Source organism: Glycomyces arizonensis DSM 44726, from assembly GCF_000482705.1.
GTDB lineage: Bacteria > Actinomycetota > Actinomycetes > Mycobacteriales > Micromonosporaceae > Glycomyces > Glycomyces arizonensis.
The window spans coordinates 80,422-100,852 of record NZ_AXWO01000008.1 but is presented as its reverse complement, the minus strand read 5'-3'; the positions used below and the strand labels follow the sequence as shown (position 1 = coordinate 100,852).

Annotated in this window: 20 protein-coding genes and 1 pseudogene; 15 read left to right on the top strand and 6 right to left on the bottom strand. The window is 72.2% G+C overall.

What is annotated here, in order from left to right; genetic code table 11:
• Positions 1–5 precede the first annotated feature (5 nt).
• The 3 genes from H613_RS0109770 to H613_RS0109760 are packed head-to-tail and all read left to right on the top strand — an operon-like array spanning position 6 to position 3,041.
• Entirely contained in the window at positions 6–1,205 is a 1,200-nt protein-coding gene (locus tag H613_RS0109770) for a substrate-binding domain-containing protein (RefSeq protein ID WP_026923648.1), read from the top strand.
• The gene (locus H613_RS0109765; RefSeq protein WP_026923647.1) at positions 1,202–2,047 is read left to right on the top strand and encodes a sugar phosphate isomerase/epimerase family protein; all 846 of its coding nucleotides are present in this window, start codon (positions 1,202–1,204) and stop codon (positions 2,045–2,047) included. Before H613_RS0109770 ends, H613_RS0109765 begins: the two co-directional genes overlap by 4 nt.
• A complete protein-coding gene (locus H613_RS0109760) occupies positions 2,040–3,041 on the top strand; it encodes a sugar phosphate isomerase/epimerase family protein (protein WP_026923646.1) in 1,002 nt (333 codons plus the stop codon). The genes H613_RS0109765 and H613_RS0109760 overlap by 8 nt, the downstream gene beginning before the upstream one ends.
• A gap of 41 nt (positions 3,042–3,082) precedes the next feature.
• Here the strand turns inward: H613_RS0109760 and H613_RS0109755 are convergent, their stop codons facing one another.
• From H613_RS0109755 to H613_RS32045, 3 genes are all read right to left on the bottom strand, one after another.
• Positions 3,083–4,612 (bottom strand): alpha-N-arabinofuranosidase, encoded by a 1,530-nt coding sequence (locus H613_RS0109755; RefSeq protein WP_026923645.1) that lies wholly within the window; start codon positions 4,610–4,612, stop codon positions 3,083–3,085.
• 277 nt (positions 4,613–4,889) lie between these two features.
• Positions 4,890–5,708 carry an MTAP family purine nucleoside phosphorylase gene (locus H613_RS0109750; RefSeq protein WP_245598516.1) on the bottom strand — a complete coding sequence of 273 codons (819 nt, stop codon included), beginning with the start codon at positions 5,706–5,708 and terminating at the stop codon, positions 4,890–4,892.
• Between the two features lie 24 nt (positions 5,709–5,732).
• The gene (locus H613_RS32045) at positions 5,733–7,043 is read right to left on the bottom strand and encodes a glycosyltransferase family 2 protein (RefSeq protein WP_084546499.1); all 1,311 of its coding nucleotides are present in this window, start codon (positions 7,041–7,043) and stop codon (positions 5,733–5,735) included.
• A gap of 113 nt (positions 7,044–7,156) precedes the next feature.
• Between H613_RS32045 and H613_RS0109740 the strand changes: the two genes are divergently transcribed.
• The 8 genes from H613_RS0109740 (at position 7,157) to leuE (ending at position 14,512) form a co-directional block, all read left to right on the top strand.
• On the top strand, positions 7,157–7,843 hold the full coding sequence (locus tag H613_RS0109740; RefSeq protein WP_026923642.1) for a response regulator: 687 nt from the start codon (positions 7,157–7,159) through the stop codon (positions 7,841–7,843).
• Positions 7,843–9,066: a sensor histidine kinase gene (locus H613_RS0109735; RefSeq protein WP_051393180.1), complete on the top strand. Its 1,224-nt coding sequence runs from the start codon at positions 7,843–7,845 to the stop codon at positions 9,064–9,066. The genes H613_RS0109740 and H613_RS0109735 overlap by 1 nt, the downstream gene beginning before the upstream one ends.
• Positions 9,063–10,349, top strand: coding sequence for a hypothetical protein (locus H613_RS0109730; RefSeq protein WP_026923640.1), 1,287 nt, complete (start codon positions 9,063–9,065; stop codon positions 10,347–10,349). The genes H613_RS0109735 and H613_RS0109730 overlap by 4 nt, the downstream gene beginning before the upstream one ends.
• A 21-nt stretch (positions 10,350–10,370) precedes the next feature.
• Positions 10,371–11,402, top strand: coding sequence for an NAD-dependent epimerase/dehydratase family protein (locus tag H613_RS0109725; RefSeq protein WP_026923639.1), 1,032 nt, complete (start codon positions 10,371–10,373; stop codon positions 11,400–11,402).
• Between the two features lie 79 nt (positions 11,403–11,481).
• A complete protein-coding gene (locus H613_RS25650; protein ID WP_084546498.1) occupies positions 11,482–12,531 on the top strand; it encodes an AI-2E family transporter in 1,050 nt (349 codons plus the stop codon).
• Positions 12,532–12,757: 226 nt separating this feature from the next.
• Positions 12,758–13,213 carry a hypothetical protein gene (locus tag H613_RS0109715; RefSeq protein WP_156925944.1) on the top strand — a complete coding sequence of 152 codons (456 nt, stop codon included), beginning with the start codon at positions 12,758–12,760 and terminating at the stop codon, positions 13,211–13,213.
• 65 nt (positions 13,214–13,278) lie between these two features.
• Positions 13,279–13,725 carry a group II truncated hemoglobin gene (locus tag H613_RS0109710; RefSeq protein WP_026923637.1) on the top strand — a complete coding sequence of 149 codons (447 nt, stop codon included), beginning with the start codon at positions 13,279–13,281 and terminating at the stop codon, positions 13,723–13,725.
• 127 nt (positions 13,726–13,852) lie between these two features.
• Positions 13,853–14,512, top strand: coding sequence for a leucine efflux protein LeuE (gene leuE, locus H613_RS0109705; protein WP_026923636.1), 660 nt, complete (start codon positions 13,853–13,855; stop codon positions 14,510–14,512).
• An 81-nt stretch (positions 14,513–14,593) separates the two neighbouring features.
• On the opposite strand, the pseudogene H613_RS30805 reads toward leuE, so the two are convergent.
• Positions 14,594–14,746, bottom strand: a pseudogene (locus tag H613_RS30805) (arabinogalactan endo-1,4-beta-galactosidase); the annotation flags it as partial.
• 41 nt (positions 14,747–14,787) lie between these two features.
• On the opposite strand from H613_RS30805, the gene H613_RS0109695 reads away from it, so the two are divergent.
• Entirely contained in the window at positions 14,788–15,789 is a 1,002-nt protein-coding gene (locus H613_RS0109695) for a LacI family DNA-binding transcriptional regulator (RefSeq protein WP_026923635.1), read from the top strand.
• A gap of 10 nt (positions 15,790–15,799) precedes the next feature.
• Here H613_RS0109695 and H613_RS0109690 read toward each other — a convergent pair whose 3' ends face one another.
• Together H613_RS0109690 and H613_RS0109685 are read right to left on the bottom strand one after the other, a co-directional pair.
• Positions 15,800–16,264, bottom strand: a complete 465-nt coding sequence (locus tag H613_RS0109690; RefSeq protein WP_026923634.1) for a hypothetical protein — start codon at positions 16,262–16,264, stop codon at positions 15,800–15,802.
• 135 nt (positions 16,265–16,399) lie between these two features.
• Entirely contained in the window at positions 16,400–17,602 is a 1,203-nt protein-coding gene (locus H613_RS0109685; protein ID WP_051393178.1) for a sulfotransferase family protein, read from the bottom strand.
• Between the two features lie 280 nt (positions 17,603–17,882).
• On the opposite strand from H613_RS0109685, the gene H613_RS0109680 reads away from it, so the two are divergent.
• The 3 genes from H613_RS0109680 (at position 17,883) to H613_RS29155 (ending at position 20,397) form a co-directional block, all read left to right on the top strand.
• Complete coding sequence (locus H613_RS0109680) at positions 17,883–18,500, top strand: class I SAM-dependent methyltransferase (RefSeq protein ID WP_051393177.1); 618 nt, start codon at positions 17,883–17,885, stop codon at positions 18,498–18,500.
• A 122-nt stretch (positions 18,501–18,622) separates the two neighbouring features.
• Positions 18,623–19,159 (top strand): tetratricopeptide repeat protein, encoded by a 537-nt coding sequence (locus H613_RS0109675; RefSeq protein WP_156925943.1) that lies wholly within the window; start codon positions 18,623–18,625, stop codon positions 19,157–19,159.
• A gap of 80 nt (positions 19,160–19,239) precedes the next feature.
• On the top strand, positions 19,240–20,397 hold the full coding sequence (locus H613_RS29155) for an NUDIX hydrolase (RefSeq protein ID WP_051393176.1): 1,158 nt from the start codon (positions 19,240–19,242) through the stop codon (positions 20,395–20,397).
• The last annotated feature ends 34 nt before the right edge of the window (positions 20,398–20,431 follow it).

Sequence of the window (20,431 nt, the reverse complement as noted above, 5' to 3'; positions counted from 1 at the left end):
GCACCATGCAGACCACCCGCCTGGCCCTCGCGTCGGCCGCAGCCGCAGGGCTGCTGCTGACCGTCGGCTGCACCACCGACGAGATCCAAGAACCCGAGACCACCGACGAGGCCACCGACGCCGCCGAGGGCGACTGGTTCGTCCAGGCCGACTACGAGGAGCAGCTCGCCCAGCGCGACATCGAACCCGAGGGCGACCCTGCCACGCCCTGGCTCCAGGCCATCGAGCCCGAATGGATCGACACGGCCGAGTTCGCGCGCGAAGGCGGCGACGCCACCGTCTGCTTCTCGAACGCCTCGGTCTCCAACCCGTGGCGCGTCACCGGCTGGATCACCATGCAGCAGCAGGTCAAGGTCCTCCAGGACGCCGGCGAGATCGGCGAGTTCCGCCACTCCGACGCCGCCGACGACGACGAGCAGCAGATCTCCGACATCCAGGCGTTCATCGACTCCGGCGAGTGCGACGCGCTCATCATCTCCCCGTCGACGACCGCGACCCTGACCCCCGCCGTCGAGGCCGCGTGCGCCTCGGGCATCCCGGTGGTCGTCTTCGACCGCGGCGTCAACACCGACTGCGCCGTCACCTTCATCCACCCGATCGGCGGCTACGCCTTCGGCGCCGACGCCGCCGAGTTCCTCGTCGACAACCTCGAACCGGGCTCGAAGGTGCTCGCGCTGCGCATCCTGCCCGGCGTCGACGTCCTCGAACACCGCTGGGCCGCCGCCCAGGAGATCTTCGGCGACTCCGAACTGGAGATCCTCGGCGACGAGTTCACCGGCGGCGACGCCGCCGAGATCAAGAACATCGTCACCCAGTACCTCCAGCGCGGCGACGTCGACGGCATCTGGATGGACGCGGGCGACGGCGCCGTGGCCGCCATCGAGGCCTTCGAGGACGCCGGCAAGCCCTACCCGGTCATGACCGGCGAGGACGAGCTGTCGTTCATGCGCAAGTGGAAGGAGACCGGCATGACCGCGCTCGCCCCGGTCTACTCCAACTTCCAGTGGCGCACGCCCGTCCTGGCCGCCACGATGATCCTGAACGGCGAGCAGGTCCCCGCCGAGTGGGTCCTGCCGCAGGAGCCGATCACCGAGGCCGAACTCGACGACTACCTCGAACGCAACGCCGACATGCCCTCGCTGCACTACGCCAAGTTCGGCGGCGAGGACCTGCCGGGCTTCCCCGACGCCTGGCGGGACCGTTGAGCCGCGCCATCGGCGTCAACACGTGGGTCTGGGCCTCGCCGCTCGACGACGAGGCCCTGGCCCGGCTCGCTCCGAGGATCCGCGGATGGGGCTTCGACACGATCGAACTGCCCGTGGAGGACCTCGGCGATTGGGATCCGGGCCGGGCCGCCGAGCTGCTCGGCGAGCTCGGCCTGGAGGCCACCGTCGTCCTCGTCATGGGCCCCGGACGCGAACTCGTCGCCGCCGCCGATGACGTCGTCGCGGCCACGCAGGACTACCTGCGCGGCGTCGTCGACGCCGCGGCGGCCGTCGGCTCGCCGGTCATCGCCGGACCGGCCTACGCCTCGGTCGGCCGCACCTGGCGCGTCGACGACCGGGCGGCGGCCTACCGCGAACTGCGCGAGCACCTCGCGCCCGTGGCCGACTACGCGGCCGAACGCGGCGTCACCGTCGCCGTCGAACCGCTCAACCGCTACGAGACGAGCCTGATCAACACCGTCGACCAGGCCCTCGAAGCCCTGGACGGCCTGGCCGGGTGCGCGCTGGCCCTGGATGTCTACCACATGAACATCGAGGAGACCGACCTCGCGGCCGCGATCGGGCGCGCCGCGGGGCGCATCGGCCACGTCCAGGTGAGCGCGAACGACCGCGGCGCGCCCGGGAACGACCACATCGACTGGTCCGCGATCCTGAGCGCACTCGATGCGGCCGGATACGCCGGACCGCTTGTCATCGAGTCGTTCACCGCGCACAATGCGACCATCGCCACCGCCGCGTCCGTTTGGCGGCCGCTGGCGCCCACGCAGGACGCCATCGCCACCGACGGACTGAGACATCTGAGGAGCCTCACCGATGCCTAGACCCATCACGTTGTTCACCGGCCAGTGGGCGGACCTGCCGTTCGATGAGCTGTGCCGCCTGGCCTCCGGCTGGGGCTACGACGGCCTCGAGATCGCCTGCTGGGGCGACCACCTCGACGTCCGCCGCGCCGCCACCGACGACGAGTACGTCGCCGAGCGCAAGGCCGTCCTCGAATCGCACGGCCTCGGCCTGTGGGCCATCTCCAACCACCTCGTCGGCCAGGCCGTCTGCGACGACCCGATCGACCAGCGCCACCGGGCGATCCTGCCCGCCCACGTGTGGGGCGACGGCGATCCCGAAGGCGTCCGCCGGCGCGCCGCCGAGGAGATCAAGACGACCGCCCGGGCCGCCGCGAAGCTCGGCGTCGACACCGTCATCGGCTTCACCGGCTCGGCGGTCTGGAAGTACGTCGCCATGTTCCCGCCGGTCGACGAGGAGACCATCGAGGCCGGCTACGACGACTTCGCCGAGCGCTGGAACCCGATCCTGGACGTCTTCGACGAGGTCGGCGTGCGCTTCGCCCACGAGGTCCACCCCTCCGAGATCGCCTACGACTACTGGTCGACCCACCGGGCGCTCGAAGCGGTCGGCCACCGCACCGCGTTCGGCCTGAACTGGGACCCCAGCCACATGGTGTGGCAGGACATCGACCCCGCGGCGTTCCTGTGGGACTTCCGCGACCGCATCTACCACGTCGACTGCAAGGACACGCGGCGCCGCCTCGACGGGCGCAACGGCCGCCTGTCCTCGCACCTGCCGTGGGGCGATCCGCGGCGCGGCTGGGACTTCGTCTCCACCGGGCACGGCGACGTGCCGTGGGAGGACTGCTTCCGGGTGCTGAACGCGATCGGCTACGCCGGACCGATCTCGATCGAATGGGAGGACGCCGGGATGGACCGGCTTCGCGGCGCGGCCGAAGCGGTCGGCTTCGTCCGCGACCTCGCCTTCGACCGGCCCGAGTCGTCCTTCGACTCGGCGTTCAGCTCCGATTAGGACCATTCGGCGAGGGGCGGGCGTCCGCCCCTCGCCTTCGTTCACGCCAGCGGCGCCTCGACGGTGACGAAGGAGTGCGCGGGCAGGTGGACGCGCAGGCCGCGCTCGGTCCGCGTCACGCCCTCGTGCTCGCGCGGCGCGACGGCCTCGGGCGTCTCGGGCGTGTTGTGCGCCCCGAGCGCCTCGGCGGTCAGGATCCGCGAGGCGGTCTCGCCGACCGCTCCGCCGCGCAGGTCCAGCTCGACCTCGACGGCGGCCTCGGCGTCGAGGTTCGACAGCGAGAACAGGACCCGGCCGTCCTTGCGGGAGGCCGAGACCGACACCGTCCGCAGCTCCTCGCCGTCGACGTCCCGTCCAGGCGCGCCCTCGGGGAGGTCGACGCGCAGGCTGTCGGCGTCCTGGTGGCCCTTGTTCATCGCGAACACGTGGTAGGTCGGGGTGAGCACCAGGGCCTTCGAGTCGGGGTCGGTCAGGATCATCGCCTGCAGCACGTTGACTGTCTGCGCGATGTTCGCCATGACGAGCCGGTCGGCGTGCCGGTGGAACACGTCGAAGTGGAGGCTCGCCACCAGGGCGTCGCGCATGGTGTTCTGCTGGTACAGGAACCCGGGGTTGGTGCCCGGCTCGACGTTCCACCACGTGCCCCACTCGTCGAGGACGATGCCGATCTCCCCGGTCGGGTCGTAGCAGTCCATGACGTTGGCGTGCCCGGTGAGCAGCTCGTCGACGCGGGCGGCCTTGCGCATCGTGGTGTAGTACTGGTCGGTGTCGAACTCGGTCGCCGCGCCCTTGTCGGCCCAGGTCCCCTCGATGGTGTAGTAGTGCACCGAGACCGCCTGGTACATCGAGTTGTTCGCCCGCTGGCAGCCCAGGTGTCCCAGCTGCTTCATGAGCGTCTCGGTCCAGTGGTAGTCGAAGTCCGAGGCCCCGGCGGCGATCTTGTAGAGCTTGTTGTCGCCGTAGCTGCGGGAGTAGACGGCGTAGCGGCGGGCCTCGTTCGCGTAGTGCTCGGCGGTCATGTTGCCCCCGCAGCCCCACGCCTCGTTCCCGAGCCCCCAGTACTTGACCTTCCACGGCTCCTCGCGCCCGTTGGCCTTGCGCAGCCGCACCATCGGCGAGTCGCCGTCGCGGGTGAGGTACTCGACCCACTCGCTCATCTCCCGGACGGTGCCCGAGCCGACGTTGCCCGCGATGTACGGCTCGGCGCCGAGCAGCTCGCACAGGGCCATGAACTCGTGGGTGCCGAAGTGGTTGTTCTCCTCGACCCCGCCCCAGTGCGTGTTGACCATGACCGGCCGGTCGGCCTTGGGGCCGATGCCGTCCTTCCAGTGGTACTCGTCGGCGAAGCACCCGCCCGGCCAGCGCAGGTTCGGGATGTCCAGGGCCCGCAGCGCCTCCACGACGTCGAGGCGGATGCCGCCCTCGTTGGGGATGTCGGAGTCCTCGCCGACGTAGAACCCGCCGTATATGCACCTGCCCAGGTGCTCGGCGAAGTGGCCGTAGATGTGCCGGTTGATCCGGGGGCCGGTGAGGTCCACGTTGACGACCGCCGGTACGACGTTGTGAGGCATGGGTACACCCTTCTCAGTGCGTTGTCTCTCAGTGCGTGGTCTTTCAGAGCGCTGTCGACATCGTCCGCCGCCGGTCCGGGCGATGCGGTTGTCCGGGGGAGGACCGCGGCCGCTCGGACCCGCGCTGCGCTGCGCACGACTCGGGCCACCGAGAACGGGTTACCGAGAACATGTCGAACGGCATCGGTATGGCGAGAGAAACTTTACCGATACAGTTCCGTGCCGCGTCAAGCCCCCGCACCGTGACGATTCGATAACGGTGCCGCGCGGTGCGCCTTCACGCCAGGCGCGGGATCGCCGCGTCCAGCAGCTCCCGCACCTTGCCCAGATTCGCCTCGAACACCGCGAACACCGCCTCCTGCGTCACCGGCTCGACGTCCGGGTGCCCTTCGAGCCCCGCGTCGTAGTCGGTGACCAGCGCGATCCCCGCGAACGGGATCCCGGCCTCCATCGCCAGCGCCGCCTCGGGGGACTGCGTCATGTTCACCACGTGCCAGCCCGCCGCCCGGTGCCACTCGGACTCGGCGCGGCTGGAGAAGCGCGGCCCGCCCACGACCACCACCGTGCCGCCGTCGTGGGCGGTCACGCCGACCTCGGCGGCCGCCTCCAGCAGCACCCCGCGCAGCACCCGGTCGTAGGGCTCGGCGAACGGCGCGTGGACCGGCCCGTCCTCGAACTCGTCGTAGAAGGTGGACGGACGCCCCCACGTGCGGTCGACGATCTGGTCGCACACCACGAAGTCGCCCGGCCTGATCTCCGGGCGCAGCGACCCGGCGGCGAACGGCGAGAGCAGCGCCCGCACCCCGAGCAGCCGCATGGCCTCAACATTGGCCCGGTAGTTCACCCGGTGCGGCGGGAAGCGGTGGTCGACGCCGTGACGGGGGAGGAACGCCACCCGCACCGGCTCCTCGCCCTCGGCGTCCTCGACCGTCGCGATGGTCACCGGCGCGCTCGGCTCGCCCCAGCGCGTCTCGACCTCGAAGGTCTCCGCCTCATCGGTCAGGCTGTAGAACCCGGTCCCGCCGAAGACGCCGACGTCGGCCCGCGGCTGGTACCCCTCGCTCAGCACCTCGTCGCTCACTATCGCATCGCTCACGATCGCGTGTTCCCTTCTCGTTCCTCATCGTTCGCGTGCGGCCCGGCGGGCCCGTGCCAGCTGCGCGCGCATGTCCTTGACGGCGCGGAGGGTCCCGCCGACCGTGCCGGTGACCTTGCTCCTGCCCACTCTCGGCCGGTAGGGGACCGGCAGCTCGGCGATCCGCCACCCGGCGTCCCCGGCCCGCAGCACCATCTCCAGCGGCCAGCCCGAGCGCCGGTCGGTGATCCCCAGGCCCAGCAGCGCCTCGCGCCGCGCGGCCCGCATCGGCCCGATGTCGGTGGCGCGCACGCCGCAGTGGCGGCGCACCCGCCCTGCCAGATACCGGTTCGCGATCCGGCTGTGCGGCGCCAGCGCCTCCGGCGGCCGAGCGCCGAGCACGAGATCGGCCTCGCCGCCCAGGACCGGCGCGCACACCTTCGGCAGGTCACCGGGGTCCAGCGAGGCGTCGCAGTCCATGAACGCCACCACCGCCGCGCTCGACGCGGCGAGCCCCGCGTAGCAGGCCGAGCCGAAGCCGCGCCGCGACTCGCGCACCACCTCGGCGCCGAGCTCGGCGGCCAGGGCGGCCGAGCCGTCGTCGGAGCCGTTGTCGACCACGATCGGCCGGTACCCCTCCGGCATCCGCTCCAGCACCCACGGCAGCGCCTCGCGCTCGTTCAGCACCGGCAGCACCACGTCCACCGCAGCCGTCTCGGCGCCATCGGAGCCGCCCAGCAGCGCGCCGACCCGCCGCGCGGTGCGGGTGCCGGGCGCCAGCGCCGCGATCGCCAAGGCGTCCTCGGCGTCGTCGAGGTCCCGCAGCAGCGGCAGGTCCGCCACGGTCAATCCCAAGGCGTGCAATTGCTTCTGCTGGAGCAGCCCGGTGTCGGACTCGCTCATCGGCACGTCCCGGAACGCGTCCGGGTGCGGCTCGGCCATGCCCAGGGCCCACCAGCCGCCGTCCTCGGCCAGCCCCAGCGCCGCCTCGTACCCGCCGCCCGCGACCACCGCGAGGCAGGCGTCGAGCAGCTTCGGCGTCACCTGCGGCGTGTCCATGCCGATCTGGAGCCCCGGGCCGCCCGCGGCCGCCCAGGCGGCGGCCAGCCGCTCGTTGAACGTGCCCCCGACCTGCTCGACCACCTCGAAACCCTCGGGCAGCCAGGGACCCGGCTCGCCGTCGAGCGCGACGATGCGCCGCTCGGCCCCGCACCCCGCGACCGCCTCCAGCGTGTCGGCCAGCGCCGCCTCCGCCACCTCCGCGGCCTCGGCCGGGGTCAGCTCGGGGGTGAGCCGGGTCTTGACCCGGCCGGGCACTGGCGCCTTCGCCATGACGAGGAGATGCGTCCGCTGCATGGAAGCGATGGTACGTTTCGGGCGGCCCGGGCGAGGCCGGGAAAACCTTACGGTCTTCGAAAGTCTCGGCCCAAAGGAAGACGGGGCGCTCCCAGATCGGTCAAGGTATTCCCATGAACTCCGAAGCCGACCCGCGCGTACTGGTCGTCGACGACGACCCCGCGCTGGCCGACGTCGTCGCCCGCTATCTCCGCCGCGAAGGCTTCGAGGTCGACTACGCCCCCGACGGCGAGACCGGCCTGCGCCGCGCCCTCGCCACCCTCCCCGACCTCGTCGTCCTCGACCTCATGATGCCCGGCATGGACGGCTTCGAGGTCTGCCGCCGCCTGCGCCGGGCCACGGCCGTCCCCGTGGTCATGCTGACCGCGCTCGGCGAGGAGAACGACCGCATCACCGGGCTCGACCTCGGCGCCGACGACTACGTCACCAAGCCGTTCTCGCCCGGCGAGCTCGCCGCCCGCGTCCGCGCCGTCTTGCGCCGCTCCCGCGGCGGCGCCGTCGCCGAGCTCCTCACCGGCGGCGGCATCGAGATCGACACGACCGCCCACGAGGTCCGCCGCAAGGGCGAGACCGTCACGCTCACCACCAAGGAGTACGACCTGCTCGTGTGCTTCCTGACCAACCCGGGCCGGGCCTTCCGCCGCGAGGAGCTCCTGGAGACCGTGTGGGGCTGGCGCATCGGCGACACCTCCACCGTCACCGTCCACGTCCGCCGACTGCGCGAGAAGATCGAGGACGACGCCTCCGCGCCGCTCCACCTCACGACCGTCCGCGGCGTCGGCTACCGGTGGGAGGCCTGATGCGCCGCCGGGCCGGTTCGCTGCTCATCCTCGCCGTGGCGCTCGCCGCGGCCGCCGCCCTCGCGGTCGCCTTCGACTTCCCGCCGCAGGACATCGCCGTCCTCATCGGCATCGCCGCCGTCGCCTCCTCCGCCGCGGGCATCGCCGGAGGACTCGTGCTGCGCCGCCTGCGCCGCCGCCCCGCCCGCGTCCAGACCATGACCGTCGCGCTCTCCTCGGTCCTGGTGGCCGCCACCGGCGTCGTCACCGCCGCGCTGGCCATGTTCATCTCCCTGCACGATCTCGTGCTCCTGTTTGTCGTGTTCATCGTCGCCTCCGGCGTCGCCTTCGGCGCGGCCTGGCAGCTCGGCGACGACATCGGCGCCGGCGCCCAGCAGGTCGGCGCCTACGCCCGCACCATGGTCGGCCGCGACGGCCGCATCAGCGCCGAGCGCGCGCCCGCCGTCACCGGTCCCGGCGAACTGGCCGCCCTCGCGGGCGAGCTCGCCGACGTCTCCCGCCGCCTGGAGGAATCCCAGAGGCGCGAACGCGCCCTCGAATCGTCCAGGCGCGAGCTCATCGCCTGGGTCTCCCACGACCTGCGCGCCCCACTCGCCACGATCAGAGCCATGGCCGAGGCGCTCGACGACGACGTCGTGGACGACGACGCCACCGTCAAGCGCTACCACGCCCAGATCCGCACCGACGCCGAACGCCTCACCGCGCTCGTCGACGACCTGTTCGAACTCTCCCGCATCAACAGCGGCTCGCTCCGGCTCGGCGCCGAGAAGGTCGACCTGTGCGACGCCGTCGCCGACTCGCTCGCCGGAGCCAGCGCCGCCGCCGACGTCAAGCGCGTCACCGTGGTCGAGCGCCTCGCACCGACGCCGCCCGTCGAGGTCTCGGCCCGCGAGTTCTGCCGCGCCCTGGACAACCTGTTCGACAACGCCGTCAGGCACACCCCTCCCGGCGGGACCGTCCTCATCGAGGCGGACGGCGCAGACGGCGCGGCGCTCGTGCACATCACCGATGAATGCGGCGGCATCCCCGAGCCCGACCTGCCGCGCGTGTTCGACATCGCCTTCCGCGGCGACGAGGCCCGCCAGAGGGACGAGCGCGGCGGCGGCCTCGGCCTGGCCATCACCCGCGGCCTCATCGAGGCCCACGGCGGCACCGTCGCGGTCGCCAACGCCGGGCGCGGCTGCCGCTTCACCGTCCGCCTCCCCGCCGGGGGCGTCCGGTGACCGATCGGCGCACGGCGGTCCTGACCGCCTCCGTCCTCGCGGGCTGGGCCCTGCTCCTCGCCGTCGTGTGGAGGCTCGGCCAGTACAAGGACGCGGTCACCGAGGAGCACCTCGCGCTCGGCGCGATCCCCCTGTACGGCCGCTGGGAGTGGCACTTCGGGGCCCACCTGCTCGTCCCGGCGGCAGTGGGCGCGCTCATCATCGCCTTCCTGCCCGCCGTCGCCGCCCGGTGGCGCTGGCGCTGGGCGGCGCTCGCCACCGCGCTCGCCGCGATCGCCTTCGGTCTCGCCCTGGCCTACGCCCACTCCCACCCCGGCACGTGGGAGGACCTGCACCGCAACTACGGCGAGCCGATTCACTACGTCGACGACGCCGGTGGCGTCGGCCCGTTCCTGGAGACGTACACCGGCATCCAGTCGACGAACGACTTCCCCGTCCACCTCCAGTCGCACCCGCCCGGCCTGGTCCTGTTCCTCTGGGCCGCCGCGCAGGTCGGCCTGAAGGGCCTGCTGTTCGAGAACACCGTCATCTCGCTCGCCGTCGCCGCCGCGGTGCTCGCCGCCCTGGCGATCGCCCGCGACGTCGCGGGGGAGCGCCTCGCCCGCCGCGCCGCGCCCTTCCTCGTCGTCGCGCCCGCCGCGTTCTGGCACAGCAACGCCGACATCGTCTTCGGCGGCGTCACCCTCACCGCCGTCGCCTGCCTCATCCTCGCCACGAACCGCACCGGCGCGAAGGCCGCCGTGCTGACCGCCGCCGGGGGGCTGCTCGCCGGGGCCGGGCTCATGCTGTCGTTCTCCAGCGGCCTGCTCGTCATCCCCGTCATCGCCGTCGCGCTCTGGCGCCGCCGCTGGGGCGTCCTCGTCGCGGGCGGCGCACTGGCAGGCCTGGTGGTCCTCGCCCCGCTGCTGTGGGGCTACTGGTGGCTCGACGGACTGACGACCACCCGCGAGCGCTACTACGCGGGCGTGGCCACAGCACGCGGCTACTGGTACTTCCTCATCGCCAACCCCGCGGTGTTCGCGCTCGCGCTCGGCCCGGCGACCGCCGTCGCCCTCGCCCGCCTGCGGGAGCGGCGCATGTGGATCGTCGTCGGCTCGTGCCTCGCCGCCGTCGCCGTCGCCGACGTCTCGGGCATGTCCTCGTCCGAGACCGAGCGGATCTGGCAGCCGTTCATGCCGCTGGTGCTCCTCGCCGGATGCGCCCTGCCCCGCCCGCGCCCCTGGCTGGTCCTCCAACTGGCCGTCGCACTCGTCCTCACCGCCGCACTGCGCGTGCAGTGGTGACCGCACAGGAAGGCTGAAACCATGCGCGTACTGGTGACCGGCGGCGCCGGATTCATCGGCGGTGCCGTCTGCGAGCAGCTCGCCGCCCGCGGCGACGACCTCGTCGTCCTCGACTCCCTCGCCGCCCACAAGGAGCCGCCCGAGCGCCTCCCGGACTCGGCCGAGCTCATCGTCGGCGACCTCGCCGACGACGCGGCCGTGCGCCGCGCCGTCGACGGCGTCGACGCGGTGTGCCACCAGGCCGCCCGCGTCGGCCTCGGCGTCGACTTCGACGACGTCGCCGACTACGTCGCCGACAACGACGGCGGCACCGCGAACCTCCTGCGCGCCCTGTGGCGCCGCTCCTTCACCGGCCGCCTCGTCGTGGCCTCCTCCATGGTCGTCTACGGCGAGGGCCGCTACCGGTGCCCGCGCCACGGCGACGTCCGCGCCGAGGCGCGGCGCGAGGCCGACCTCGACGCGGCCCGGTTCGAGCCCCGCTGCCCCGACTGCGGCGCCGACCTCGCCTGGGCCCCGGTGACCGAGGGCGCGCCGCTCGACCCGCGCAACGTCTACGCCGCCACCAAGGTCCACACCGAACACCTCTCGTTCCTGTACGGCCGCGAGTCCGGCGCGAACGTGTGCGCCCTGCGCTACCACAACGTCTACGGCCCCCACATGCCCCGCGACACCCCGTACGCCGGGGTCGCCAGCATCTTCCGCAGCGCCCTGGAGGCCGGCAAGGCGCCGCGCGTGTTCGAGGACGGGGCGCAGACCCGCGACTTCGTCCACGTCCGCGACGTCGCCCGCGCCAACGTCCTCGCCCTCGACTCCGATTGGACGGGCGCCTGCAACGTCGCCAGCGGCGAACCGCACAGCGTCGGCGACATGGCCGAGGCGCTCGCCGACGGCTTCACCGACGCGCCGAGGCCCGTCGTCACCGGCGAGTACCGGCTCGGCGACGTCCGCCACGTCGTCGCCTCGCCCGAGCTCGCGGCCGAGGCGATCGGCTTCCGCGCCGAGACCGGCTTCGCCGAGGGCATGACCGCCTTCGCCACCGATCCGCTCCGCTAGCGGCGCCGCGCCCCACCCGGTGGGGCGCGCCCGGTAACCTGCTCACATCACCGGAACCCATCGAGCCGGAGGTTCGGACATGGCAGGGCTGCCCACCCGCAGGAGTCTCTCCCAGACCCCGCCCTTGTCGGCGGGCATCCTGCTCGGCGTGGGGTTCGCGCTCGCCGCCGCCCTCGTGTGGGCGGTCACCGAGCTGCGCACCCTGCTCATCGTCCTGGTCGTGGCCGGGTTCCTCGCGATCGGCATGAACCGGCCGGTCACGCTGATGACCAGGCGGGGCCTGTCCCGCTGGCTGGCCGTGACGATCCTGATCCTCGGCCTGGTCCTGCTGGTCTGCGGCGGCATCGGCCTCATCATCCCGATCGTCGTGCGCGAGGGCGGCGAGTTCATCGAGGCCGCCCCCGGCTACTGGGAAGACCTCATGTCCAGCTCACTGCTGGAGCGCTTCGGCGGCGAGACGAAGATCCTCGAACAGGCCCAGTCGTTCCTGACCGGCGAGAACATCTCCAACGCGCTCGGCGGCTTCCTCGGCGGCGTCGCCACGGCCGCGGGCGCGATCGGCTGGTTCACCACCTGCGTCATCCTGGCGCTGTTCATCCTCGGCGGTTACGACCGCATCCGCGGCGGCGCCCTGCGCCTCGTCGCCGCCTCCAAACGCGACCGGGCCGCCGACCTGCTCGACCAGATCCTCCAGCAGGTCGGCGCCTACCTCATCGGCGCGCTGGCGATCGCACTCGTCGCCGGGGCCTCCTCATGGATCTTCATGGCCATCGTCGGCATCCCCTACGCCGCGATCCTGGCCGTCGTGGTCGCCGTCAGCGACCTCGTCCCGCAGATCGGCGCCACCATCGGCGCGATCATCGTCACGCTGGTGGCCCTGACCGTCTCGCCGACGACCGCGCTGATCTCGGTGATCTTCTTCCTGGCCTACCAGCAGCTGGAGAACTGGCTCATCTACCCGACGGTCATGCGCAGCGCGGTCAAGGTCTCCGACCTCGCCTCGATCGTCAGCGTCCTCATCGGAGCGGCCCTGTTCGGCGTCGTGGGCGTCATCCTCGCGATCCCGTTCTACGCCGCTATCCGCCTCATCATCCGCGAGCTCGTCTTCCCGAAGCTCGACGAGAGCTGACCGGGCCGGGCGCCGGGCCCGTCGACCGCTCGGCGCCGCGGCTCCATAGCGGACTCCTCCGCTCGGGCCGCCTCGCTCCGGCGGCGTCGCCCGCCGCTGTCCGCGCTCCGGCCGCCCGCCGCCTCGCGCCGCGGTGGGGGCCGCCTCCCCCGTTCGAGGGAACCGCGCAGCGCCCCCGCCGCACTGGACTACACGACCCGCCGCGGCGGCCCGTACCGTGATGACGATGTTGCTGACCAAGGCCCGCAGAGCGTTCATCCTCTGGCGTTTCGGCGCTTACTCCAAGAACCGCCGCGATGCCGTAGCCCGGCTGTGGGCGCTGCTCAGGTGCCTGCCGCACAACCGCCCCATACGCGACGCGGACACCGGCACCGTCTACGTCCTGATGTCCCCGCCCACCGACGAGAACGCCATCTACCCGTGCGCGGTCGAGACCGGCGAGGACGGGACGCGGACGCTGTGCGTCTACGACTCCGTCCGCCGCAGGCCCGCCGACCCGCCCCTGCCGCCGCTCATCCGCGCCGCCAGGCCCTTCATCGGCGGGAAGATCGACCACGACACCATCCTGTGGCACCTGCCCGAGATCTTCTCGTTCGAGGACAGCCGCAGCGTCTCCGAAGCCGAACTCGACGAGCTGCACGGGCGCCTGGCGAGCCTCTACGACGCGTACCAGGCGATCTGATCGGATACAGTCGGATCGGCGGACCGATTGGCCGCCAACGGGTCCCATCGTGGAAGGAAACCCCGATGACCGATACGGAAACCACCACCATGTACGAGCGGCTCGGCGGCGAGGCGGGCATCCGCCGCACCGTCGAGGCCTTCTACGCCTCGGTCCTGATCGACCCGCTCCTCCAACCGCTGTTCGGTGAGGGCGCCGCTCACCACGTCGACCACCTGACCGCCTTCCTGTCCGAGGTCTTCGGCGGCGCCTCGCGCTACACCGACGAGCTGGGCGGCTTCGCCACCCTCCTCGCCGCGCACCGGGGCCTCGCCATCACCGACGAACAGCGGCAGCGCTTTATCGACCTGTTCGACGCCGCCGCGAAGGACCAGGGCCTGTCCGAGGACCCCGCGGTCCTCACCGAGGTCCACGACTACATGGTCTTCGGCACCGAAGTGGCCCAGGTCAACTCGCACGCCGAGGATGATGCGGACCTGCACCCGTGCCAGGAGGTGCCGCGCTGGCCGTGACATCACCGCGGCACGTATCGCGGTTGGCGGGCGCCGCCGGGCGGCCGTAAGCTGGCTCAGCGGCGGCGCGAACGCGCCGTCGCGCCACCCCCTTCCCGAGCCGCCCGCCAGAGAATCGGACCCGCCCATGTTCGGCACCGTCGACCTGTGGACCTACATCGCCGCCACCGTCCTGATCATCCTGCTGCCCGGCCCCAACTCGCTGTACGTGCTGTCGGTGGCCTCCAGACGCGGGCGCCGGGCCGGGTTCGCGGCGGCCGCGGGCGTGTTCTGCGGTGACTCGGTCCTCATGGTCGCCTCGGCCGCGGGCCTCGCCTCGGTGTTCGCGGCCTCCCCGATCCTCTACAACGCGGTCCGCTGGGCGGGGGTGGCCTACCTCGCCTATCTCGCCTCCGGGCTGCTCGTGGCGGGCTGGAAGACCTGGAGGGCGGCCAGGCGGGGCGCCCCGGCCGAGACCGGCGCCGCGCACGCCGCCCCCGCGCCGGTGCGCGGCGAGCGCCCGTACGTGCGCGCGCTCGTGGCGAGCCTGCTCAACCCCAAGGCCATCCTCTTCTTCGTGGCGTTCTTCGTCCAGTTCACCGATCCCGACTACCAGTGGCCGGTGCTGAGCTACCTGGTCCTGTACGTGATCCTCCAGACGTGCTCGGTGGCGTACCTGTCGACGCTCATCGTCGCCGGGGACCGCTTCGCGCGCCTCTTCCGCGAACGCCGTCGCCTCGCGGCCGCCGGGAACGGCCTGGTGGGCGCGGTCATGATCGCCTTCGCCGCCAAACTCGCCACCGGCTGAACCCGCGGGACGCGAAGCGAGAGCGCTCCGCGGCCCTCCATCGACGAATGATGGAATCCTATAGCTTATAGTCTATAGAATCTAGGACTCGCCGAGGGTCTTCAGTCCCGGCAGCGCCCGACTGTCGAAGTCGAACAGCGCCCGGTCCTCCCAGGCGTTGCCGCTCGACGGGTCGGCCGGGTCCCGGCCGTTGCCCTCGACGGCGGTCCAGGTGGCCTCCCCGCGGCCCGGCGGGCGGGGATAATGGCTCATAAGGACAAGGGAGTGTTGAGGAAGTGGCACGGAAACGACCGACGATCCACGACGTCGCGGCGGCCTCGGGCGTCTCGAGAGGCACGGTGTCCCGCGTCCTCAACGGGCAGGGCAACGTCTCACTGGCCGCCGAGACGGCGGTGCGCAGGGCGGTGGCCGAGACCGGGTACGTCGTCAACCGCGCCGCCCGCAGCCTGAAGACCAGCCGCACCGGCTCGATCGTCATGGTGCTGTCCGAGCCGCAGGAGCGGCTGTTCGAGGACCCGAACTTCAGCGTGCTCATGCGCGTGGCCACCGGCAAGCTCGCCGACCGCGACATGTCGCTCGTGCTCATGGTCGCGGGCGACGACGGCGACCGCGACCGCGTGGCCCGCTACCTGCGAGGCGGCCACGCCGACGGGGCGCTGCTGGTCTCCACCCACGCGGGCGACCCGCTGCTGGAGGCCATCGAGCGCTCGGACGTCCCCGCCGTCGCCTGCGGCGCGGTGCTGGGTCGCGAGAGCGTCATCCCCTACGCGGCGGCCGACGACCGCGACGGCGCCCGGGCCATGACCGAGTACCTCGCGAGTCGGGGGCGGCGCCGGATCGGCATGATCACCGGCCCGCTCGACACCCCCGGCGGCTCGCTCCGCCTGGAGGGCTTCACCGGCGTCCTGGGCCGCCGGGCCACCAAGCAGCTGATCGTCCACGGCGACTACACGCAGTCCGGCGGCGAGGAGGCCATGCGGCGGCTCCTGGAGACCGTCCCGGACCTCGACGCGGTGTTCGTCGCCTCGGACCTCATGGCCGCCGGAGCGCTCCAGGCGCTGCACCGGGCCGGGCGCCGCGTGCCCGACGACGTGGCCGTGGGCGGCTTCGACGACTCGGCCATCGCCACCGCCGTCCGCCCGGCGCTGACGACGGTGCGCCAGCCGCTGGCGACCGTCGCCGAGGAGACGGTGCGGCTGCTCACCGCCCTGCTCGACGACGAGCCCGTGGAGCCGGTGGTCCTGGCGACCGAGCTCGTGGTCCGCGAGTCGGCCTGAGCGGCGGCGCTCAGCGGCCCTTGGCCGGCGTCGCCGTGCGGTTCGGCTCGGCGACGTTGCCCGCCACGGCAAAAGCGCACCCGAGCAGCAGCAGGAGGAGGCCGACGGCCGCCACCAGCTCGCCCGCGCCGCCCGAACCGGACGGGAGGTCGCTGCTGATCCGCAGATCACCGCCGTACAGCATCATCGCGCCGGAGAAGCCGCCGAACGCCCACGCCAGGCGGCTCTCGTTGGACCGCCACACGAAGTACAGGGCGCACCACAGCACCAGCAGCGGTATCAGCACCACCGACATCCGCCACGTGCCCTGGTCCCCGGCGAAGCCGTCGACGCCGCTGATATGCCAGTAGTCGAGCGATCTGGAGGACCCGCGGTCGACCCACGGCATGAACATCGAGGCCACGACCAGCATGGAACCGCCGAGGGCGGCCAGAGCGCCGGCACGTGAGACCGGTGTCGAGTGACTGCGTTGCATCCTGCACCTCCAGGTACTCGTTCGACTCTTCAAGAGCAGCACCGAGCGGGGGCGAAGTCAACCCGAATGACTGGAGCGCGACAGAAAAGACACCTTTCCGCGTCCCCCGCGTCGCCCGGAGCTCCCGACCAGGCACTAACGCATGGTGGTGACCATGCGGCCGTAGTCGCCGAAGGCCTCCTCCACCATGTCCGGGTCCAGCCCGTACCTGGCGAGCGAGTACTCGTGGTTCCGCCGCATGCCCGGCCTGGCCAGGACCGACTCGAGGTTGCCCTCCTCGCGGGGCGTCCACTCCAGGCCGAGCCGCTCGAAGATCTTCGGCAGCTGCCCGTACGGGTCGGCCGTCAGCTGGTGGTACGAGACGTCGACCATCCGCTCCGGCGGGACCTGGAGCCGCTGGTCCCGCCCCTGGTCGACCATCCACGAGAGGGTCTGGAGCCAGTCCGAGCCGATCTGACGCGGGTCGTAGGAGCGGTTGCACATCGCCATCCCGGTCTCCACCAGCGAGCACCACGAGCCCATGACGGTCTGCGGGTCGCGGTGCGTCCACATGATCGTCGCGTCCGGGAAGACGCGCATCAGCGCGCCCAGGTTGTACATGTGGAACGGCGACTTCAGGACCCAGCGCCTGGGCCGGTCGCCGTGCTGGAGCACCTGGAGGAACTCCTTGAGGTAGGCGTAGTCCGGCGTGAAGTCGCGCTCGGCGAGCCACTCGCGGTAGCCCGGCAGGCGGAAGCGGGTCAGCCAGTGGAGGCCGTGGGGGAGCGCCAGCACGCACTCCTCGGGCGTCTCGGCGCTATTGGGGTGGATCGTCTGCCACACCGGCGCGACGTACTTGACCGCCGAGGAGACCCGCTGCGCCTGCTTGAGGCGCTTGCGCCGCAGCCCGGGGTCGACGTCGGCCCGGTCGGTGGCGCGGAACTCCCACATCAAGGGCGCGCGGTTGCCTTCCGGCGCGGCGATCACCTTGTGCGCCAGTGTGGTCGCCGTCCGCGGCAGGCCCACCACCACGATCGGCCGGTCGATCGGCTCGTCGGCGATCGCGGGGGCCTCGGCGATGCGGCGGCGGATCCGCAGCCGGTTCTCGAGGCGCATCTGCAATTCGGCGGTCGTGGCCGTCCATCCCAGGTAGGAGATGGTGCCGACGTCGGCGAAGCGCCGCAGCAGACCGCGGAAGTCCTCGGTGAACGCCTCGTCGCCGCTCGCGTCGGCGCCCGCGGCCCGCTCGGCCCGGCGGAGCAGCCGTTCGAAGGCCCGATCGGGGTCGTTCGCGGCCCGCGCGAGCGCGGGCGACATCATGGCGTTGACCGGCCGGACCCAGCTGGCGATGCGGCGCATGGCGTGTCCTCTCCCGGGGCATTGGAGTAAACGCGATTCAGTCTCGCATACGGTGCCCGCCCCGCGACCCGGGCCTTTGCGAGCGGCGTCCGGCGGCCCATGGCGAGGGCCACGTGCCGGGCCCTTGCCGCGACCGGCACAGGATCACGGGCCATGCTGACCCCGCGGCCCGGGCCGCCGCTTCGGGATCTTCGCGGGCCCGGTGCGGGCCCATGCGCCGACCCCGCGGCCCCGCCCTGCCGCACCCGGCCTGTCGCACCAGCGTGGAACGATGGCTCCCATGGACTACGAAGCGCTCAAAGAGGACCTCCGGAAGACCTACGACGCCAAGGCCGAAGCGCGCGAGCACATGGAAGACCACCTGTGGAAGCAGCACGAGCGCGCCCGCTTCGCCGAGCACCTGCGCGAGGCCGGCTCCTCGACCCTCCTGGAGATCGGCGCCGGCCACGGCGTGAGCGGCCGCCACTTCGCCGACGAGGGCTACGCGGTCACCTGCATCGACCTCTCGCCGGAGATGATCGGCTACTGCCGCGCCAAGGGCCTCACCGCCGAGGTGATGGACTTCAACGAGCTCGCCTTCGGCGACGCCTCCTTCGACGCCGTGTTCGGCATGAACACCCTCCTGCACGTCCCGCGCGCCGAACTCCCCGGCATCCTGGACGAGGTGCGGCGGGTCCTCGCCCCGGGCGGCCTGTTCTACTGGGGACAGTACGGCGGCAAGGACTCCGAAGGGGTCTGGCCCGACGACCGGTACGAGCCGAAGCGCTTCTTCTCCCTGATGACCGTCGAGACGATCAGCGCGGTCGCCGCCGAGCGCTTCGAGGTGCTCGACGTCGTCGCCCGCGAACCCGACTACACCGAACTCGAATACCACGGCCTCGTCCTGCGCCGGAACTGAACCGGTCCCGCCGGAACGGAGGAGGAGGCACCGCCGCCCGCAGCGTTACACTTCCGATCAACTGGGCGGCAGCGCCCCCGTCGCCGCCCTGAGACCCGCTCGCCTGAAATCGAGGAAGAGTGATGTCGGCAGTGCAACATCAAATAGCCGAGTTGATCGCGACCGGCAACGACGGCCGCATGTACGCGACCGAGCCCGAGAAACTGCGCCGTCTCGTCGAGTACGAGCTGGCACGCGAGGCCGGGCTGGCCCAGCCCGAACTGCGCCAGACCGGCGTCGGCCTGGTCGCCCTCGGCGACCACCGAGGCGCCAGGAAGGTCCTGGGACGAGCCCTGTCCCGCGCCACCACGCCCCGTCAGACGGTGGCCACGCTGATCAACCTCGGCGACGCCCACCGCTACGGCGGCGACCTGGCCGGCGCCGAACCCCACTACACGCGCGCCATCGAGACCGCCAAGTCGTCGTGCCCCGAAGTCCTCCACTTCGCCATGCAGCACTACGGCAAGCACCTCATCGACGCCCGCAAGCCCAAGCTCGCGGCCGAGGTGCTCCAGGAGGTCCTGAAGGTGCGCACGAAGATCGGCGACCAGGCCCTGATCGCCTCCACACAGGAGGCACTGAACCTCGCCCGCGCGGCGGTGGGGCAGCGGACCGTCTGAGAACGTACCGGCGGCCTTTGTCCCCACTCGGGGGCCGCCGGTACTCTCGGGAGCCCTGATGCGACGACCGAGGGAGCGCGATGGCGGACGAGAACGCGGCAGTGGGCCTGGCCAGGCTGGCCGGGAAACTGCGGGCCGAGGCGACGAACGGCCTGTTCTGGGGCGGCGGCGACGCCGAGCTGGCGCGGCTGCGCCTGCTGCGCCGCCACGCGGCGGCCCTCATGGCGGAGGTCGACCACCGGCCGCTCGCCGAGATCGAGGCGATCTTCGAGGCCGACAAGGTCTTGCGGAGCCCGCTGCCCGCCACGGAGTTCCGGATCCGCTGCGCGGACGGCGGACAACTGGTCCAGCGCCGCCGCCTGTCCCGCAGCGGCGAGTCGCTCGGACGCCGCCTGAACGACCTCGCCGAGGCCCTGGAGACCGAGGCGCCCACCGACGTGCTCGGCATCGCCGACACCGACCTGGCCGGGCTGCCGTGCCCGCACACCTTCCTGCTCGTCTACGAGGCCGCGACGCCGCTCACCGCCTCCGAGGCGGCCCGCCGCCTCGCGCCGAGCGACCCGGACCTGAACGGTCCCATCGAAGCGCTGCCTCCGGCGGCGAGCGCGGTCGTCAAGGCCGAGCCCCCGCTGCCGGTCTCGTCAGCGGTGAGCGCGGTCTTGGGCGAGGTCGCCCGCATCGGCAAGGAGGGCGTCGCCGCCGCGGAGAGCATTTACAACCTCGAGCGCCACGAGCGCGTCGTTGCCATGTGCGCGAACACCGTCGAGACCGGTCTCGCATACGACCGCATCGATTGCGGCGATCTGGCCGCCGAGCCTGCCTCGACCGGCGCGGACGCGGCGATCTTCGACGACCGGGACCGCCTGCTGCTGATCCGCCGCACCGACACCGGACAGTGGGCCGTGCCCGGCGGCGGCTCCGAGGTCGGCGAGACCGTCGGCCTGGCGGCCGTGCGCGAGGCGTTCGAGGAGACCGGTCTGGACGTCACGCTCACCGGCTTGGAGCGGCCCTTCGACAAGCGCGACGTCGGCTCCGGCGGGGACGCCCGCTTCCCGCTGATCATGTCCTTCTCGGCCCGGATGACCGACCCGGAGCAGCCGATCCGGCTCGCCGAACTCGAGGCGTCCGAGTACCGCTGGGTCACCTGGGACGAGATCGCGGACATCGACTTCTTCAAGGGGCACGACCGCCGCGTGCCGGACGCCTTCGCCGCGCACCGCCGCCTGCGCGGCCGCTGAGCGGCGGGGCGGGCCGGTCCTTCGCACGGGTCGG

Excerpts from the sequence above, each read along its gene's own strand:
- H613_RS25650 (WP_084546498.1), top strand. The coding sequence starts at position 11,482 with ATGGCAGGGCTGCCCACCCGCAGGAGTCTCTCCCAGACCCCGCCCTTG.
- H613_RS0109760 (WP_026923646.1), top strand. The coding sequence starts at position 2,040 with ATGCCTAGACCCATCACGTTGTTCACCGGCCAGTGGGCGGACCTGCCG.
- H613_RS0109715 (WP_156925944.1), top strand. The coding sequence starts at position 12,758 with ATGTTGCTGACCAAGGCCCGCAGAGCGTTCATCCTCTGGCGTTTCGGC.
- H613_RS32045 (WP_084546499.1), bottom strand. The coding sequence starts at position 7,043 with ATGCAGCGGACGCATCTCCTCGTCATGGCGAAGGCGCCAGTGCCCGGC.
- H613_RS0109685 (WP_051393178.1), bottom strand. The coding sequence starts at position 17,602 with ATGCGCCGCATCGCCAGCTGGGTCCGGCCGGTCAACGCCATGATGTCG.
- H613_RS0109770 (WP_026923648.1), top strand. The coding sequence starts at position 6 with ATGCAGACCACCCGCCTGGCCCTCGCGTCGGCCGCAGCCGCAGGGCTG.
- H613_RS0109740 (WP_026923642.1), top strand. The coding sequence starts at position 7,157 with ATGAACTCCGAAGCCGACCCGCGCGTACTGGTCGTCGACGACGACCCC.
- H613_RS0109690 (WP_026923634.1), bottom strand. The coding sequence starts at position 16,264 with ATGCAACGCAGTCACTCGACACCGGTCTCACGTGCCGGCGCTCTGGCC.
- H613_RS29155 (WP_051393176.1), top strand. The coding sequence starts at position 19,240 with ATGGCGGACGAGAACGCGGCAGTGGGCCTGGCCAGGCTGGCCGGGAAA.
- H613_RS0109735 (WP_051393180.1), top strand. The coding sequence starts at position 7,843 with ATGCGCCGCCGGGCCGGTTCGCTGCTCATCCTCGCCGTGGCGCTCGCC.
- H613_RS0109710 (WP_026923637.1), top strand. The coding sequence starts at position 13,279 with ATGACCGATACGGAAACCACCACCATGTACGAGCGGCTCGGCGGCGAG.
- H613_RS0109675 (WP_156925943.1), top strand. The coding sequence starts at position 18,623 with ATGTCGGCAGTGCAACATCAAATAGCCGAGTTGATCGCGACCGGCAAC.
- H613_RS0109755 (WP_026923645.1), bottom strand. The coding sequence starts at position 4,612 with ATGCCTCACAACGTCGTACCGGCGGTCGTCAACGTGGACCTCACCGGC.
- H613_RS0109680 (WP_051393177.1), top strand. The coding sequence starts at position 17,883 with ATGGACTACGAAGCGCTCAAAGAGGACCTCCGGAAGACCTACGACGCC.
- H613_RS0109725 (WP_026923639.1), top strand. The coding sequence starts at position 10,371 with ATGCGCGTACTGGTGACCGGCGGCGCCGGATTCATCGGCGGTGCCGTC.
- leuE (WP_026923636.1), top strand. The coding sequence starts at position 13,853 with ATGTTCGGCACCGTCGACCTGTGGACCTACATCGCCGCCACCGTCCTG.